The sequence below is a fragment of the Nonomuraea sp. CA-143628 genome, assembly GCF_050942315.1.
Classification (GTDB): Bacteria; Actinomycetota; Actinomycetes; order Streptosporangiales; family Streptosporangiaceae; genus Nonomuraea.
Window position 1 is genome coordinate 7,557,812 of sequence record NZ_CP192072.1, and the last position, 17,263, is coordinate 7,575,074.

The window sequence follows — 17,263 nt, forward strand, 5'->3', positions numbered from 1 at the left end:
GGACTTCGTGGTCACTCGATCGGATCGGCTGTTACGCACGGCGTACCTGCTGACCCACGACTGGGCGAGCGCGGAAGACCTGCTCCAGGAGTCGCTGGCCAAGGCATGGTTCGCCTGGGCCCGTGTGGAGGAGCCAGAGGCGTACGTGCGCAAGGTCCTGGTGACCACCTACACCTCGTGGTGGCGCAGGAGATGGCGACGTGAGCTGCCGAGCGACGACCTGCCGGACGCTCCGGCGAGCGACCCGGTCTCCGACGACCGCGACGCGCTGTGGCGGGCCGTCGGCCGGCTCCCGGCCAGGCAGCGGGCGGTCGTGGTGCTGCGCTTCTACGAGGACCTGCCGGTGACGGAGGTGGCCCGGCTGCTGGGCTGCGAGCCCGGCACGGTCAAGAGCCAGAGCGCCAAGGCGCTGGCCAAATTGCGAGTGGACGAGACGATCGTGAAGGAGCTGCACCGATGACCGTTCATGACCTGCGAGACGTCCTGCGCGAGCACGGTGACGGCCCCTCTCCCGCCAACCCGGCCCGGCATGAGGAGATAGCGGCCCGCATCCGGCGGATCCGCCTGCGCAGGCGCGCGCTGGGCGGCGGCGGGGTGGTCGCGGTGGCGGCGGCCGTCGCGCTGGGCGCCTCCCTCCTCCCCGGGTCCCTCTCCGGGCCGGTGGAGCCGCGGCACGAGCCCGCCGCTGAGAGCACCGCCGAGCCCGTCGCTGAGAGCACCGCTGAGAGCACCGCCGTCCCGAAGGAGCTGGCGGGCTTGCTGCCGGAGCGATTCACCGCCTCGGACGGCACGAAGTACCGACGGATCGCCACCGCGTCGATCAAGAGGACGGGGCCGACCAAGGTGTCCGTGACGATCCCGGTCTCCGGCAAGCCGCTCGACGTCGGAGCGGTCTGCGCGGGGCCGGACAGCAGCGCGCCGAGGATATCCGTCGGCAACACGCCCCTGATGGCCCACTTCGTCGGGTGCTCAAGGCGCATGCAGCTGAAGCCGCTCCAACTGCCGCCCACCACGAGCAGCAAGCTCACGCTCACCTTCGACACGACGACCGGCGGCGCGTCGGGTTGCCTCATGCGAAACGGCAAGTGTGTGCCGCAGAAAGTCACCCGCGGCGCCTGGTCGCTGGCCGTGTACGAGTGGACGCCACCCGCGCGACCGGCCGAGCCGCCGCCGCTCAAAGCCCTGCCGGACCACGCGGGTAAGGCACGGCTCGTGGAGACGAAGACCGGCGTCTGGCCCAAGGACGGCTCCGCCACGTTCAAGGTGCGGGGCAAGGTCGGCTTCGACTCCTTGTGCACCGGCGACCTGGCCGGTCGCCTGTGGCTCAGCTTCATGGCGAACGGCCACCCGGCGGGGGGCAGCGGCTCCTGCGGCGTATGGGAGGGTGGCGCCTTCCCCTCGGCGGTGAGCGAGTTCAGCTTTCCCACGAACAAGACGACCACCGTCAAGGTCACCTGGAAGCTACTGGGCGCTACCACCAACCGCCCGGTCCGCTGGTCGGTCGGCCTCTACCAGAGGTAGCCCGGAAGCAGCCGCGCCCCGGCGCTGTTGCCGACATATGTGATGAAGCTTTCGATCCTCGATCGCTCCCTCGTCCGCGAGGGGCACGACCCGGTGACGGCGCTGCGTGACACCGTCAGGTTCGCCCGGCAGGCGGAGGAGCTCGGCTACCACCGGTTCTGGGTGTCGGAGCACCACAGCGTGCCGGGGGTGGCCGGCTCGGCACCGACCGTGCTGGCCGCCGCGGTCGCCGCGGCCACCGACCGGATCCGGGTGGGCACGGGTGGCGTGATGCTGCCCAACCACCGGCCGCTGGTGGTGGCCGAGCAGTTCGGCGTGCTGGAGGCGCTGAACCCGGGCCGCGTCGACATGGGGCTCGGCCGATCGGTGGGCTTCACCGGCGGCATTCGCCGGGCGCTCGGCCATGGCAAGGAGGACGCCGACGAGTTCGGCGGGCAGCTGGCAGAGCTGCTCGGCTATTTCACCGGGGACCAGCGGGGGCATCCCGGTGTGCACGCGCTGCCCGCCGAAGGGCTGCGGCCGCAGGTGTTCGTGCTGGCCATGGGCTCGGGGGCGGACATCGCCGCCGAGCACGGGCTGCCGATGGTGATCGGGGGCGGCGGGGCCCGGCTGCGGGAGGCTATCTCGCGCTACCGCGCCGGGTTCCGCCCCTCGGCCTGGGCGGCGGCGCCGTACGTCATCGTGGCGGCGAACGTCGCGGTCGGTGAGACGACCCGCGAGGCGGAGCTGCTGCAGGTGCCGGAGGCGTGGGCGACCGCGCGCTCGCGCACGAGCGGCGCCTTCCCGCCGCTGTCCCCCGCCGAGCGGGTGCTGGCGACGGAGATGACCGAGCGGGAGCGGGCGCTGTTCGAGGAGTCCCGCAAGGGACAGATCCACGGCACCGCGTACGAGGTCGAGATCGAACTCGGCGCGCTGGTGGAGCTCACCGGCGCGGACGAGGTCCTGGTGACCATGAACAGCTTTGACCTGGACCGGAGGCTCGATTCCTACCGGCGGCTGGCTCGGATGGCCGAGCGAGTACGAATTCGATAAAGCTTTTTGGCAATTGACTTACTTGCGCGCCCATCGCTTGGTCAGATAGTCACATTTTGTCACCCTCGCTGACCACTCCAAGGGGGCTTCATGGGGCGCACCCGATTCATCGGAATCGCGGCCTTAATCATGGCATTACCGTTTTTGTCCGCCGTACCGGCGCAGGCCGACCCGAAGGCACCGCCGGCCAGCGACATCCGAGAGCTCTCCCGCAAGGACTTCACACTCGACGGCAAGCCCGTGAAGGTGCCCGCCAAGTACGAGGCCAAGGCCCAGGCCAAGACGAAGGCCGCCGCCGACACGCCGCCGGTCGGCACGGTCCGGCAGTGGCTCGGACTGGACGACTTCAACGGCAGGCTCTACCGCAAGGACTACACGCTGCGCGGGGTCGGCAACAACATCGAGGTCTGGGTCGCCAACGACCTGTCCTTCCCCGCCGGTGACTGCCGGGCGCAGATCGCCAACTCCACGCAGGTCACCGACGCGCAGGTGGCGGACCTGGTCACCCAGTTCGACACCAACATGTACCCGAAGGAGACCGCCACCTTCAGCACGCCGCCGGACCGCGACGGCACCAACGCCACCCTCGGCCCCGACGCCAACGGCAACGGCGGCGTCTACACCGGCGGCGGCAACAAGACCGTCACCCTGGTCGACAACGTCAGGGACGACAACTACTACAGTTTCCCCGCCGCTCCGACGTACATCGCGGGCTTCTTCTCCAGCCAGTTCAACGAGCTGCTGGACCGCAACGTCATGACGATCGACGCCTTCGACTGGGCGCACCGCACCGGCGCGAACCCGCCCGACGAGCCGACCGCCGACCTGTGCACCTCGCGCCCGGCCCGGCCGCGCCAGTACGAGGGCACGTTCGCCCACGAGTGGCAGCACCTGACGCACTACTACACCGACCCGCTCGAGACCACCTGGATGAACGAGGGCCTGTCGGACTTCGCGATGTCGCTGGTCGGTTACTCCAACCCCAAGGCGACCGTCAACGAGCGCGGCACCGACAGCCACATCTACTGCTTCCAGGGCTTCGGCATCGTCCAGACGCCGTACAACACCAACCCGCGCGACTGCGGCGGCCCGGAGAACTCGCTCAACATCTGGGGTGAGGGCGCCAACGCCAACGGCGTGCTGGCCGACTACGGCAACGCGTACTCGTTGATGGTGTTCCTGTACGACAGATACGGTACGGCGTTCATGTCGGGGCTGCACCGTGACGGCACGCTGCAGGGCCTGGCCAGCCTGAAGGCGAACCTGGCGGCGGCGGGCGCCAAGAACATGTACCAGGTGATCCACGACTTCCAGACCTCCACCCTGGTGGACCGGATCGTCGGCGGCACCAAGGGTGTCATGCTCGGCGTGCCCAAGAAGCGCGTGACGACCGCCAGCCTGAACGCCACCGTCAACCTGGCGAACCCGGCCACCTACAAGACCCCCGGTGCCGCCCCCAACGGCGCCGACTACGTGCCGCTGCAGAAGGCGGACGGCAAGTTCCTGCGCGGGGCGGATCTGCGCTCGCTGTCGTTCGAGGGCGCCAAGACCCTGCCCGCTCAGCCGCTGACCTGGACCGTCGTCTCCGACGACCCGGACCGCGCGGGCAACCCGGTGCTGTTCTCCGGCAACGCCAGCAACACCAACGCCGCCGCCGTCTCCAAGGTGACCGTCCCGGCCGCCGACCCGACGCTGCGCTTCCTCGCCAAGTACGGGGCGGAGCAGGGATTCGACTACGGTTACGTGATCGTCTCCACCGACGGCGGCAAGACCTACACCTCGATCCCCGGTGACAAGACGGTCACGGGCCCGCTCGGCCCCGGCGTCAACGGCACCACGACCGGTTTCGAGCCGCACACCTACAGCCTGTCGGCCTACGCCGGCAAGGAGATCCTCCTCGGCTTCCGCTACGTGAGCGACGGCGGGGTCAACGAGGGCGGCTGGAAGATCGACGACATCACGGTCGGCGCCACGGCGGTCAGCGACGGCTCGTCGCTCGACCCGTTCGACTCACCGACCGAGGTCTTCCCGACTCCGGTCGAGAACTGGAACGTCCGGCTGATCGGCCTCGACGAGAAGCACTCGGTGGCGCTGCAGCTGGAGTCCAACGGCAAGAACAGCGTCAGCCTCAACCGGCTGCAGCTGGCCACGATGCTGCCGTTCCCGACGGTGGTCGCGGTCGTGGCCTACGACGAGTCGACGGAGCAGGTCGGCCAGTACGCGCCGTACACGCTCAAGGTCAACGGCGTCGTCCAGCCCGGCGGAAAATGATGGTGTGACCTGAGGGCGCCCGCCGCATCACGCGGCGGGCGCTTTCGCGTTCCCGCCGCGGGTTAGGATCACCGAACATGGTTCGGTGGAGATGAGGACGCACCCATGACGACTCGCCAGCATGCCATCGGTGACCTGCTGCGGCGCTCGGCCGCGCGGTTCCCCGCCAAGACCGCGATCGTGTACGGCCAGGCGCGGTGGACCTACGCCGAGCTGGACCGGGCGGTGAACCGCATGGCCGGCGCGCTGGCCGCCCGGGGCGTGGGCAAGAGAGACAGGTTCGCCCTGTTCAGCCATAACAACGATGCCTTCGTGGTGGCGTACTTCGCGCTGGCCCGGCTGGGCGCGATCTCCGTGCCGATCAACTTCATGCTGGGCGCCGATGAGGTCTCCTACATCCTGCGGCACGCGGGGGCGACGGGCCTGCTGGTGGAGGAGGCGCTGCTGCCCGTGGCCGAGCGGGCCGTCTCCGACGGGGTCGCGGTGCGCGGGGTGATCGGGCACGCCGAAGGGTGGGAGCCGGTCACGGACTGGCTGGCGCACGGAGACGACGCCGAGCCACGGGTGGAGATCGCCGACGACGACCCGATCCAGCTCATGTACACCAGCGGCACCGAGTCCAGGCCCAAGGGCGCCACTCTGTCCAGCCGCGGCCTGATCGCCCAGTACACCTCGTGCGTGATCGACGGCGAGATGAGCCCCGCCGACGTGGAGGTGCACGCGCTGCCGCTCTACCACTGCGCGCAGCTGCACTGCTTCCTCACGCCCGGCCTCTATCTCGGTGCCACCAACGTGATCCTGCCCGGCGCCGATCCGGCGGCCATCCTGGCGGCGATCGAAGCGGAGGGCGCCACCAAGCTGTTCTGCCCGCCGACCGTCTGGATCGGCCTGCTGCGCCACCCCGACTTCGACCGCCGTGACCTGTCGTCGCTGCGCAAGGGCTACTACGGCGCGTCGATCATGCCGGTCGAGGTGCTGAAGGAGATCGCCGCGCGACTGCCGGGGGTGCGGCTGTTCAACTTCTACGGCCAGACCGAGATGGCGCCCGTGGCCACCATCCTGGGCCCGGACGAGCAGCTGACCAGACTCGGCTCGGCGGGCAGGGCCGCCCTGAACGTCGAGACCAGGATCGTCGACGACAACGACGAGCCGGTGCCGCCCGGTGTGGTCGGCGAGATCGTGCACCGCAGCCCGCACGCCATGCTCGGCTACTGGAACGACCCGGACAAGACCGCCGAGGCGTTCCGCGGCGGCTGGTTCCACAGCGGCGACCTGGGCGTGCTGGACGCCGACGGCTATCTGTCGGTCGTGGACCGCAAGAAGGACATGATCAAGTCGGGCGGCGAGAACGTGGCCAGCCGGGAGGTCGAGGAGGCGATCTACCAGCACCCGGCCGTCGCGGAGGCGGCGGTGTTCGGGGTGCCCGACCCGCGGTGGATCGAGGCGGTGACGGCCGCCGTCGTCCTGCGCGAGGGCGCCGGCCTGACCGCCGACGAGCTGATCTCCTTCCTGCGGGTACGGCTGGCGGCCTTCAAGACGCCGAAGACGGTGGTGTTCGTGGAGTCGCTGCCCAAGAACGCCAGTGGCAAGGTGCTGAAGAGGGAGCTGCGTGACGCGTTCTGACATCTATCTGCCGAGCCGGTCGGCGGCGATCTGGCGGATGACCACGCGCTGGATCTTGCCGGTGGCGGTCTTGGGAAGCTCCTCCAGCACCAGCACCTCGCGCGGCCGTTTGAAGGAGGCCAGCCCGTCGCGGCAGAAGGCGATGAGCTCCGCCGCGTCCACCGTCTTCCCGGCGGCGGGCACCACGCAGGCGACCGGCTTCTCCAGCCCGTTCGCGTCGGTGAAGGCGACGACCGCGGCCTCGCCGACCGACTCGTGCTGCAGCAGCCGGGACTCGACCTCCATCGGCGACACCCAGATGCCGCTCGCCTTGATCATGTCGTTCGAGCGGCCGAGGCACTGGTAGACGCCGTCGGCGTCGCGTACGTAGGTGTCGCCGGTGCGTAACCACTCCCCCTGGAACACCTGCCGGGTGGTGCCGGTCCGGCACCAGTATCCGGTGGCGATGGAGTCGCCGCGTACGTACAGGTGGCCCGGCTGTCCGTCGGCCACCGGGCTGCCGGAGTCGTCGAGCAGCTTGCACTCATAGCCGGGCACGACGGTGCCCGAGGTGCCTGGCCTGACCTGGCCCGGACGGTTGGAGATGAAGATGTGCAGGGCCTCGGTCGAGCCGATGCCGTCGATGATGTCGACGCCGAACCTCTCGGTGAAACGCCGGTAGATCTCCGCCGGCAACGCCTCTCCCGCCGAGGCCGCCAGCCGTACCGAGGAGAAGGTGTCTTCGGGCGCGTCGGAGGCGAGCAGGCCCGCGTAGAACGTCGGCCCGGCGAAGAACAGCGTCGGCCGCTCGGCCACCACCCGCGCCACCACCCCCGGCGGGGTGGGTCTGAAGGGGTCGAGCACCGTCGTCGCGCCTGCCGACAGCGGGAAGAACAGCGAGTTGCCGATGCCGTAGGCGAAGAACAGCCGGGCGACCGAGAAGCACCGGTCCTCCGGTGTGATGCCCAGGACCTGCCGGCCATAGGTCTCGCAGACGTCCCTGATGGCGCCGTGCCGGTGCATGGCCGCCTTCGGCGCGCCGGTCGTGCCCGAGGTGTAGAGCCACAGCGCGGGCGAATCCGTCCAGGTCTGGTACGGCTCGCCCACCGTACGCCCGGCGTCCACCACGTCCGCCAGCGAGCACACCGGGACGCCGGCGTCCTCGTCGGACGCCGGGACGACGTCGGCCGCCCGGTGACCCACGTTGCCGGTCAGGACGAGCAGGGCGACCTCGGGCGCGTTGGCCAGCGCCACCCTGACCACCGGCTCGTACTCGGGCGTCGCCACCACCACACGGGCCCGCGAGTCACGGATCAGGGCGCCGAGCTCGACGCCGTTGTACATGGTGGACAGCGGCACGGCGACGCCGCCCATGCGCATGACGGCCAGGATGGTGACGAGCGTCTCGGGGCGGTCGGACATCACGAGCGCGACGCGTTCCTCGGGCCGGACGCCGACCACCCGCAGCCCGGAAGAGAGCTCACCCACACGGGCCGCGAGCTGGGAGTATGTGAGTGTGCCTGCCGGGCCCGCGACCGCGGTGTGCGCACCGCGACCGGCTTCGACCTGACGATCCACGAGATAGAGACTGGCGTTGAACGACTCCGATGACATGGTCGTCCTTACGGGGAGGGAGACACGCCGTACGAGAATCTTCTATACAGAATTGATGCATCGTCAACTACTTGTAGCATTGAATCAGACTCCCGCCTCCAAAGGAGGATAAATGGCCAGGCTGCCCCGCCACCATCAGTCGAGCGCGAGGTCGATGCTGCTGACGGTGCTGGGTGAGCACGTGCTGCCCTCCGATGAGCCGGCGTGGACGTCGGCGCTGCTGCACGTGATGGGCGGGCTCGGGGTGGAGGAGAAGTCGGCCAGGCAGGCACTGGCGCGGATGGCCGCCGACGGGTGGATCGTGTCGGCGCGGTCCGGGCGGCGGGTGCGGTGGTCGCTGACGCGGCGCGGCCGCGAACTGCTGACGGAGGGGGCCGAGCGGATCTACGCGTTCGGCCGTGACCGCGAGCCGTGGGACGGCCGCTGGGTGGTGCTGATCGCGAGCGTGCCGGAGTCCAGGCGCGAGCTACGCCACCGGCTGCGCACCGGTCTGACGTGGGCGGGTTTCGGCAGCCCCGTGCCCGGGGTGTGGGTCAGCCCGCACACCACCCGCGAGGCCGAGGCCAAGCAGGTGGTCGAGGGGCTGGGGCTGGACGTGGCGGTGTTCTCGTTCAACGGGCCCTACGCGGGGATCGGCTCCGAGCGGACATTGGTGGAGCAGGCCTGGCATCTGGGGGAGCTGGCGGCGCACTATCAGGAGTTCATCCAGGAGTTCGCCGGCATGCGGCCCGAGCCGGGCGATCCGGTGCTGCTGGCGCAGCTTCGGCTCGTGCACGAGTGGCGGCGCTTCCCGATGCTCGACCCGCGCCTGCCCTTGGAGCTGTCGCCGCCGAACTGGATCGGGGTGCGCGCGGCCAACGTCTTCAACGACCTGCACGGCACCTGGCTGGCGGGCGCGCGACAGCAGTGGGACGAGCTGCGGAACATGTGACACTTCCCTTGTGGGGCGTCACGATGATGTCAAACGCCGCTCCGCGGGCCATCCGTGATGTCAACGCTCCGCAGGCCATCCGTACAGCGCGAACGGCTCCTCCTCCAGCACCCTGGCGATGGCCTCGGCCGGGTAGCCGATCGTGTCGTCGGGCAGCCGGTCGAGCGGCCGCCAGGCGAGCGCGGCGCACTTGTGCGGCTCGGCGTTGTAGGGCTCGCCGGTCCATTTCCTGGCGACGAAGAACAGGCCGACGCGGTCGGGGGCGCGGTGCATGACGTGGGCGAACGCCAGGTCCTCCGGCCTGATGGTGACGCCGACCTCCTCGCGGGCCTCCCTGACGGCCGCGCCGACCACCGACTCACCGGGCTCCAGGTGCCCCGATGGCAGATGCCATTGGCCGTCGCCGTAGCCGGTGCCGGCCCGTTTGCCGAGGAGCACCGTGCCGTCACGGACGAGCATCACGTGCACGTCGACAATGGCCCGGAACCGCTCGGGACGCGACTCCCTGGTGGCTTCGGGGCGGCGGTCGAGGGCCTGTGCCCATTTGACGGCGACCGCGGCCACCTGGATCAGCTCGGTGCGCAGCGCCTCGGGGTCCGATTCGGCGAACGCTTCCAGAACCTCCTCGCGCAGGATGTGCCGCCAGGTCAGCTCCCCGTGCCGGGCCGCCTCCTCCGTCTCCTGCCGCGCCCGGTCGGCCTCGGCCACCGCTCCCTCGGCCCCAGTGCCGTCGGGGATGGCCTGTATGCCCCACTTGGCGTCCTGCGCCGCCCGCTCGGCCGCCACGTCACCGAGCACCACGGCCAGCGACCCCGGCACACCCGCGTCGCCGTCGTGCGCCACACTCTCCTCCGTCGTCATGGACGAAGAGTCTGCCCGATCCCCCCGACAGAACCGCTGACGAAAACCCGCGCGGTCGCCACCCGGCCGCTCGCCGCCCGGGTCACGGCACCGCGCGGTCGTCACACCGGGCGGTCGTCCTCCTCCTCGGCCGACAGGTCCACCCCCGGCAGGAGCCGCCGCCAGCTCGCCCCGGAATCCTGCTCCAGTACGGCCAGCAGATCGCAGAACGCCTTGAACGTCGCCCGGGGCATCCGGTAGTACCACTCCCCCACCCGCCCGAAGCAGTGGTGCATGAAGGCCACCAGCGCGTCGTCGTCCACGAGGTACCGGCCGTCCTCGCCGGAGGCGTAGACGAACCGGATCTTGGCCAGCGCCACGTACAGCTCCTCCGCCGTCAGCGCCGCCAGCCGGAGCACCGGCCCACCCTGGTTCACCGGCCCGGCGTGATCCATCAGCCCGGGCTCGGCGAAGGCGCGCGCGCCCAGCCGCCGGCGCAGCGGCACATGGCTGAAAAGCCCGCTGTGCCCGTCCATGAGGAACTCGGGAGTGCCCCCGAACACGAACCCCAGATGCGGCACTCCCCCGATGGCGATGCTCAGGATCTGCTCGTAGTTGGCGTCGCGGGCCTGCGGAGAGGCGAGCCTGAACAGATTGACCAGCTCGTCCAGGAACACGAGCAACCCCCCGTACCCGGCCAGCCGGACGAACCGGCTCATCAGCGCGAGATGATCGAGCACGGTCGAGTCGCCGATGATCGACCGCACGCCGAGCGCCGACCTGGCCTCCGCCGCGGTCGGGTACTCCGCGCGTAGCCAGCGCAGCGCGGCCGACTTGAGGTGCTCGTCGCCCGTGTCGTGGCCGCGCCAGTACGCCCCGACGACCTGCGCGAAGTCGTGGCCGCCTGGACGCGCCTCCAGATGGGCCAGGCGTTCCCTGATCGCCTCGCCGGGGTCGGTGCCCGCCTGGCGGGCCTCGTCGAGCACGGTGGACAGGAAGCGTTCGACGATGGCGGCCAGCGCGCCGCCGGTGGGCCTGGCGCGGGTGGCCATGCTGCGGGCCAGCTCGGTGTAGAGGGCGCGGGCCTGGCCCTCCTCCGAGTGCAGCCGGTGGTCGGCGGTGATGTCGGCGTGCAGGGTGACCAACCGCTTGTCCAGCGCCACCGAGCGCGCCAGGTGCAGCAGGAACGTCTTGCCCGCCCCGTGCTCGCCGATGACGAGCCGGACGGCCGAGCCGCCCACCACGACCCGTTCGATGTCGCCGGTCAGAACCGCCAGCTCGGCGGCACGACCGGCCTGGATGTGGCGCTGCCCGATCAGCGGGACCACCCCTGCCCGCAGCGCCTTGAGGAGGGCGTCGCGTTCGCGGGCCCGAACGGTCACTTCAGCATCTCCCCCAGCAGTAGCCGGTCGATCAGGATCGGGTCGTCGCCGTCGAGCAGCGGATCGCCCGCGCTCTCGTAGGCGGCCTCGTTGACGCGGTCCATCGCGCCCTCCGGCAGCAGTTTCCAGGCGTCGGCGAGCATCTCGAACTGACCCCGGGTGAGCTGCGGCTGATCGACGGCGCCCAAGGCGCGGACCAGGCCGGAGTGGCGGCTGTCCAGCCCCGCGACCGGGGGCACCGGAGGAGGCGGGGCGGCCACGGGGACCGGCTCATCACCGGCGAGCAGTGAATCGAGCAGCGTCCCCACCCTGGCCGTCTCGACCAGCCGGGCGACGGCGCGCCCGTTGGACACCGTCGGGGCGCTGAGGACGGGCACACCGAAGACGGGCGCTCCCGGAACGACCTGCCGTACGGGCATGTGGAACCCGGACGGGTAAGGCATGTCGGGGCCGGACAGATAGGGCATGTCGCCGCGTGGCGGAGGCACCTGCTGGGCGGGCGCGTTCGGGAAGTACGCCAGCTGGATCGGTGCGTGCCGCACCGCGACGTACGGGGAGCCCCCCGCACGCCCGGCGGGCTCGGGATCCCGATCCAGCCCCAGTAGCGAGTGGATCCGGGTGAGCAGTTCGTCCTCGAACGGCGTGAGGTGCCCGTTGACGGCGGTCACGTCCCTCAGGAACTCCGCAACGTGGCCGCGCTCGGACCGGTCGATCTCCTGGACGCGTGCGGCCAGAGCGGCCAGCGGCAGCTCCGCCGCGAGCAGCCACTCCAGATGCGCGCGCAACCGGGCCAGCTCACCGGGCGTGAGCCTCAGCGCCCGCTCGAGATGCTCGCTCAGCCGGCGGTAGGCGGCCCGACGAGCCTGGTCCCACGCATGATCGGGCGGATTCAGCGCGTCCTCGACCGCGGCGCTCGCGACGGCGCCCAGGTGCAGCAGTACGGTGGCCGCCCGGTACACCTCGGACGCCGCCGCCGTCGGCCCGTCCGGCGCCGCGAACAAGGCCATCACCCCCGCCCCCGGCACCGGACCCCCCAGACGCGGGTCCGGCTCGATCCCCACCCCGGCCCGCCCGAGGATCTGGACCAGCGCGATAACGTCCTTCCTGGCGGGCTCGGGCGTGGACAGCAGGGCGACGAACTCCTCGGCCGGCACGAGCGCGGTCTCCTGCCCCGCGAGCCTGCCCAGCGCCCACCGCACCGCCCGCCCGGCACCGCCGGCGCCGAGGTCGAGCAGCTCCGCGGGCAGCAGCGCCTGGGCCCGTACGCTCTGCTTCGCGCCGGGCAGCCGGCCCAGGAAGCGGCTGTACGCCTCCAGCTCGGAGCAGCACTCCTCGGCCAGCGCGAACAGCTGCCGGGTGGGCGCGGCGAGCGTCAGCACATCGGGTACGCCGGGCAGCACCGGCGGGGCCCCGGCGAACCCGGAGCTCGCGGGCCGATACTCGAAGGCCAGCTCCTTGGATGCGGGCCGGACGACGAACCCTTCGCCATGGCGTGCCGCGTACCGCCGCTGGAACAGCGCCCCGAACTCCGCCGGGCATCGCGTCGCCGGCGCGCCCGGCCGGTAGGCCGGGTGGCCGCGCAGCCAGGCCAGCGCCCAGTCGGCGGGCACCGGTTCGCCCCGCGCGGCCAGCTCCCCCAGCCGGGCCCGCATCGCGAACGCCGCGCCGGTCACCTCGGGCTCGCACAGAGCGGCCAGCAGCTCCGCGAACGGCCCGGCGTGCCGCTGGAAGGCGTCGTGCCGGGAATAGACGCCGAGAAGGCGGCGCACTTCCTCGTGGATGACCGGCAGCTCCTCCTGGGCCGTGGAGCGGTCCAGGTGCAGGTCGTGTAGCACGCGACGTTCGAGGCCGTAGAAATAGAGGAAGACGTAGCCGAGGGGTGTCCGCGAATAGCATCGCCCGTCGGCGAGCCAGCTCAGATAGGCGGCCCGGGAGGGCGGCGGGAGGGCTGCGTAGCTGGGCCAGCGGTCGAGCCCCTGACCGTCCCAGTCCGGCTGCGTCATGTCCACCGGCAGTTCAGGGTCGATCAGCGACGGCTCCACCGACATTCCGGATGCGGACGGCAGCTCGGAGCCCACGTAGAGCAGGCCGCCGATGATGTTCAGGCCGGCGAGATGGATGGCGCTGCCGGCGGGCAGCCACGGCCCCTCCGGCGACGCGGGTGAGGCGGCTTTGGCCTGGCCGGATGACGCATGGCGGCCACGCGCGCGGTACACCACCGGCCCTCCTCCACCTCACCACGAAATAGACAGGGATTGCACCCTAACGCCCCCGCCATTGCCCGACATATCGCTCCAGGCCCTCGTTACAATCTTGAATCCCGACCCGGCCGGTCATTTAGCGGACCGGCCGAAAAACCTTTTCTAACCGCCCTGATGACCAGGGTCCGCGGCCATTGGTAATGGAGCTTCCACGACCAGGCGCTTCCCCCGCCGAAACGGCTTACACGCCCGGTTCCGGAGGCGCCACCGACGGTCTCGACGGGCGCTGAGAGCGGCGCCGGATCGCCGCCGACGCAGGATGGGAGACGCACGCCGCCCCAGCTCCTGCCAACCGGCCCCAAACGCAGGACCGCGCCGCGCGCCGCCCAACTTCTGCCGACCGGCCGCCTTTTATAGTGGCCGGGTGACCGACGACCAGCACGGGCTGGCGATGAGCGGCGCGGGCGGCGCCGCCGCCCGCCACTACGACCGGGCGATCGACGAGCTGCTGCACTTCCGCGCGGAGGTCGACGTCGAGGCCGCCGCCGCCCTGGCCGAGGCGCCCGACTTCCCGATGGGCCAGGTCCTGACCGCCTACCTCGGGCTGCTGACCACGGAGGTGGAGGACGCGCGCACCGCCAGACAGCGCTTCGCCGCCTGGCGCGGCCGTGGCGACGCCGCCGCGCTCCTGCCTCGCGAACGCGCGCACGTCGAGGCCGTCCAGGCGCTGCTCGACGGCGACTTCCTGACCTGCGGCAGGCTCCTCGGCGCGATCACCGAGCAGCACCCCCGCGACGCCCTGGCGCTGGCGGCGGGGCACCAGGTCGACTTCTTCACCGGCGACGCCCGCTCGCTGCGCGACAGGATCGGCGGCGCGCTCAACGCCTGGCACGAGGACGACCGGCACTACGGTCATGTGCTCGGGATGTACGCGTTCGGGCTGGAGGAGGCCGGGCACTACGACCGGTCGGAGCACGTGGGGCTGCGGGCGGTCGAGCTGAACGCGCGCGACGTCTGGGGCATCCACGCGGTCGTGCACACCTACGAGATGCAGGGCCGGTTCGGCGACGGCATCCGCTACCTCGACGCCCGGCTCGGCGACTGGTCGACCGGCACGTTCTTCAACGTGCACACCTGGTGGCACTACGCCCTCTACGCGCTGGAGGCCGGCGACACCGGCCGGGCTCTGGCCATCTACGACGCGGCGCTGGCGGGCGGCCAGGGCTCGATGGAGCTGCTCGACGCCGCCGCGCTGCTGTGGCGGCTGCTTCTGGAGGGCTCCGGCCAGCACGAACGGTGGCGGGCGCTGGCCGACGCGTGGCCGGCCAAGGTGGCCGAGCCGTTCTACGCCTTCAACGACATGCACGCCGTCATGTCGTACGTGGGCGCGGGCCGGGTCGCGGAGGCCGAGAGGCTCATCGCCGGCCGGGAGACCTACCTGTCCGAACCCCACCCGAACATCACCAACCACGCCATGACCGCCCGCGTGGGCCTGCCGGTCTGCCGGTCGCTGGTCGCCTTCGGCCGGGGCGACTACGACGCGGTCGTGGACCTGCTCTATCCGATCAGGCATCGGGTCAACGAGTTCGGCGGCAGCCACGCGCAGCGGGACGCCGTACAGAAGACGCTCCTGGAGGCGGCGCTGCGCGGCGGGCGCCGGGATCTGGCGCGGGTGCTGGTCAGCGAGCGGATCAGCGTGCGGCCGTGCAGCCCGTTCAACTGGCTCAAGCAGGGCGCCCTCGCCGAGGCGCTCGGCGACCGCGCGGCGGCCGCGACGGCCCGCCTCCGAGCCGACGAACTGACCCGCCGCACCTGACCCCTCGGGGCACCGCTGTCCGCTCCGTCCGCAACTGTCGGTGCCGCCCAGTAGGGTCTGCATCATGGATCGGCAACTCACCCTGATGGCCGTGCACGCCCACCCCGACGACGAATGCCTGAGCACTGGCGGCGTCTTCGCTCGTTATGCCGACGAAGGCATCCGCACGGTCCTGGTCACCTGCACCAACGGCGAGCAGGGCGACGGCCCCGGCGGCGTCAAGCCCGGCGACCCCGGCCACGTCGCCGAGGAGGTGGCCGAGCGGCGGCTGGCGGAGCTGCGCGAGTCGGTGGACCACCTGGGCATCGACCACCTGGAGCTGCTCGGTTACCGCGACTCCGGCATGGAGGGCTGGGACACCAACGCTCACCCCGACGCCTTCGCCAACGTGCCCCTCGATCTGGCCGCCGGCCGGCTCGGCGAGCTGATAAAGCAATATCGCCCGCAGGTCGTGGTCACCTATGACGAGACCGGCGGCAGCGGCTACAACCACCCCGACCACGTCCAGGCCCATCGCATCACGGTCGCGGCCGTCGAGGCGACCGGCGTCGCCGACAAGCTCTACTACACGGCCCTCCCCCGCTCGGCGATGAAGCGCATGTTCGAGCTGGTCCGCAGCAGCGGCATCGACCTGGGCGACTTCGAGCCCTCCGACGACTTCGGCACCCCCGACGAGCTCGTGACCACCGCTGTCGACGTCGCCCCTTACGTCGAACGCAAGCTCAAGGCGCTGCGGTCGCACGCGAGCCAGGGCGACAACATCTTCCTGTTCCAGATGCCCGAAGAGGCCCAGCAGGCGGCGTTCTCCACCGAGGCGTTCACCCGGGTCGTCAATCGCGTGACGGCGGCACCGGACCAGGAGGACGACCTGTTCGCGGGGCTGCGCTGACCTGAAATCCGCCGATGAGCGGATTCACCGCGGCCAGGAGCTCAGCGAGACGCTCGGCTGGGGCATCCCGGTCGAGCGTTTCGCGTGGGCGGCCGTTGAGTTCGCCGGCGACTGCCGCCAGGTCGCTGCCTCTGGGGAAGTAATCGGCTCAGGAGGGCGCCGGCAGTTCACCCGACCCCCGGACGATCAGTCGGGTGGGCACCAGTGGTCGCCGGGCGCGGGAGCGGTCGCCGTCCAGGCGCGACAGCACCAGCTCCGCCGCCACCTCCCCGATGGCCGCCGGATCCTGCGCCACGACGGTGAGCGGCGGGTCCAGGACCTCCGCAAGCGGCAGGTCGTCGAACCCCACCAGCGCCACGTCCCGCCGCCCCGCCCGGGCCAGTGCGACCACCGCCCCCATGGAGGCCAGGTTGTTGGCCGCGAACAGGGCCGTGGGCGGGCGATCGAGGGCGAGCAGGCGCAGGGTGGCCGCGCGGGCCGCCTCCTGGTCGTGGCCCGTCTCCACCAGGGTGCGGTCGAACGGCAGGCCCGCCTGCTCCAGAGCGTCACGGTAACCCTGGAAGCGTTCGCGGCGGGTGTAGAGGGTGGCGGGCAAGTCACCGATGAAGCCGATCCGGCGGTGGCCGTACCCGATCAGGTGCTCGATGCCGGCCTGCGCGCCGGCCCGGTTGCCGCTGACCACGCTGTCGGCCGTCAGGCCGACGGCCGGGCGGTCGAGGAAGACGATGGGCAGACCGGCGACCCGCTCCGTACGCAGATAGCGGTGGTCGCTGCCGGCCGAGGGGACCACGATGAGGGCGCTGACCCGCCGGGCCAGGAAGGTGGCGATCAGGGACTGCTCCAGTTCGGCGGTCTCGCTGGAGGAGCCGACGATGAGGGTCAGGCCGCGGGCCCGGACGGCGTTCTCGATGCCGCCCGCCACCGTGCCGAAGAACGGGTTGCCCATCTCGGGGATGACCAGCCCGATCGCGGCGTCCCTGGCGCCGACCCGCATGTTGCGCGCCATCAGGTTGGGCTGGTAGCCCAGCTTGCGGACCGCGGCCATGACGCGTTCGCGCGTCTCGATGGCCACGGGTCCGTCGTCGTTGAGCACCCGTGAGACGGTCTTGGCGGTCACGCCCACCTCACGGGCCACGTCTGTCATGGTGGGACGCCGCATTTCGA

Annotated in this window: 13 protein-coding genes and 1 pseudogene; 8 read left to right on the forward strand and 6 right to left on the reverse strand. The window is 71.1% G+C overall.

What is annotated here, in order from left to right; translation table 11 throughout:
• Positions 1 to 7: 7 nt before the first annotated feature.
• The 5 genes from ACQP2T_RS34580 (at position 8) to ACQP2T_RS34600 (ending at position 6,447) form a co-directional block, all read left to right on the forward strand.
• Positions 8 to 460, forward strand: a complete 453-nt coding sequence (locus ACQP2T_RS34580; protein WP_433509082.1) for a SigE family RNA polymerase sigma factor — start codon at positions 8 to 10, stop codon at positions 458 to 460.
• Positions 457 to 1,521, forward strand: a complete 1,065-nt coding sequence (locus tag ACQP2T_RS34585; RefSeq protein WP_433509083.1) for a hypothetical protein — start codon at positions 457 to 459, stop codon at positions 1,519 to 1,521. Before ACQP2T_RS34580 ends, ACQP2T_RS34585 begins: the two co-directional genes overlap by 4 nt.
• 42 nt (positions 1,522 to 1,563) lie before the next feature.
• A complete protein-coding gene (locus ACQP2T_RS34590; protein WP_433509084.1) occupies positions 1,564 to 2,553 on the forward strand; it encodes an LLM class flavin-dependent oxidoreductase in 990 nt (329 codons plus the stop codon).
• Positions 2,554 to 2,682: 129 nt separating this feature from the next.
• A complete protein-coding gene (locus ACQP2T_RS34595) occupies positions 2,683 to 4,824 on the forward strand; it encodes a choice-of-anchor J domain-containing protein (protein ID WP_433509085.1) in 2,142 nt (713 codons plus the stop codon).
• Positions 4,825 to 4,929: 105 nt separating this feature from the next.
• On the forward strand, positions 4,930 to 6,447 hold the full coding sequence (locus ACQP2T_RS34600; protein ID WP_433509086.1) for an acyl-CoA synthetase: 1,518 nt from the start codon (positions 4,930 to 4,932) through the stop codon (positions 6,445 to 6,447).
• A 3-nt stretch (positions 6,448 to 6,450) separates the two neighbouring features.
• Here the strand turns inward: ACQP2T_RS34600 and ACQP2T_RS34605 are convergent, their stop codons facing one another.
• Positions 6,451 to 8,040 carry a benzoate-CoA ligase family protein gene (locus ACQP2T_RS34605; RefSeq protein WP_433509087.1) on the reverse strand — a complete coding sequence of 530 codons (1,590 nt, stop codon included), beginning with the start codon at positions 8,038 to 8,040 and terminating at the stop codon, positions 6,451 to 6,453.
• Between the two features lie 112 nt (positions 8,041 to 8,152).
• Between ACQP2T_RS34605 and ACQP2T_RS34610 the strand changes: the two genes are divergently transcribed.
• Positions 8,153 to 8,971: a PaaX family transcriptional regulator gene (locus ACQP2T_RS34610; protein WP_433509088.1), complete on the forward strand. Its 819-nt coding sequence runs from the start codon at positions 8,153 to 8,155 to the stop codon at positions 8,969 to 8,971.
• Between the two features lie 60 nt (positions 8,972 to 9,031).
• On the opposite strand, the gene ACQP2T_RS34615 is transcribed toward ACQP2T_RS34610, so the two are convergent.
• From ACQP2T_RS34615 to ACQP2T_RS34625, 3 genes are all read right to left on the reverse strand, one after another.
• A complete protein-coding gene (locus ACQP2T_RS34615; RefSeq protein WP_433509089.1) occupies positions 9,032 to 9,832 on the reverse strand; it encodes an NUDIX hydrolase in 801 nt (266 codons plus the stop codon).
• A 101-nt stretch (positions 9,833 to 9,933) separates the two neighbouring features.
• Entirely contained in the window at positions 9,934 to 11,193 is a 1,260-nt protein-coding gene (locus ACQP2T_RS34620) for an ATP-binding protein (RefSeq protein WP_433509090.1), read from the reverse strand.
• Positions 11,190 to 13,412, reverse strand: coding sequence for a TerB N-terminal domain-containing protein (locus ACQP2T_RS34625; RefSeq protein WP_433509091.1), 2,223 nt, complete (start codon positions 13,410 to 13,412; stop codon positions 11,190 to 11,192). The genes ACQP2T_RS34620 and ACQP2T_RS34625 overlap by 4 nt, the downstream gene beginning before the upstream one ends.
• A gap of 406 nt (positions 13,413 to 13,818) precedes the next feature.
• Between ACQP2T_RS34625 and ACQP2T_RS34630 the strand changes: the two genes are divergently transcribed.
• Together ACQP2T_RS34630 and ACQP2T_RS34635 are read left to right on the forward strand one after the other, a co-directional pair.
• Entirely contained in the window at positions 13,819 to 15,210 is a 1,392-nt protein-coding gene (locus tag ACQP2T_RS34630) for a tetratricopeptide repeat protein (protein ID WP_433509092.1), read from the forward strand.
• A gap of 64 nt (positions 15,211 to 15,274) precedes the next feature.
• Positions 15,275 to 16,099 (forward strand): PIG-L family deacetylase, encoded by an 825-nt coding sequence (locus tag ACQP2T_RS34635; RefSeq protein ID WP_433509093.1) that lies wholly within the window; start codon positions 15,275 to 15,277, stop codon positions 16,097 to 16,099.
• Between the two features lie 34 nt (positions 16,100 to 16,133).
• Here the strand turns inward: ACQP2T_RS34635 and ACQP2T_RS34640 are convergent.
• Positions 16,134 to 16,241 (reverse strand): annotated as a pseudogene (locus tag ACQP2T_RS34640) (IS30 family transposase); the annotation flags it as partial.
• 6 nt (positions 16,242 to 16,247) lie between these two features.
• Positions 16,248 to 17,258 carry a LacI family DNA-binding transcriptional regulator gene (locus tag ACQP2T_RS34645; RefSeq protein ID WP_433509094.1) on the reverse strand — a complete coding sequence of 337 codons (1,011 nt, stop codon included), beginning with the start codon at positions 17,256 to 17,258 and terminating at the stop codon, positions 16,248 to 16,250.
• Positions 17,259 to 17,263 lie beyond the last annotated feature (5 nt).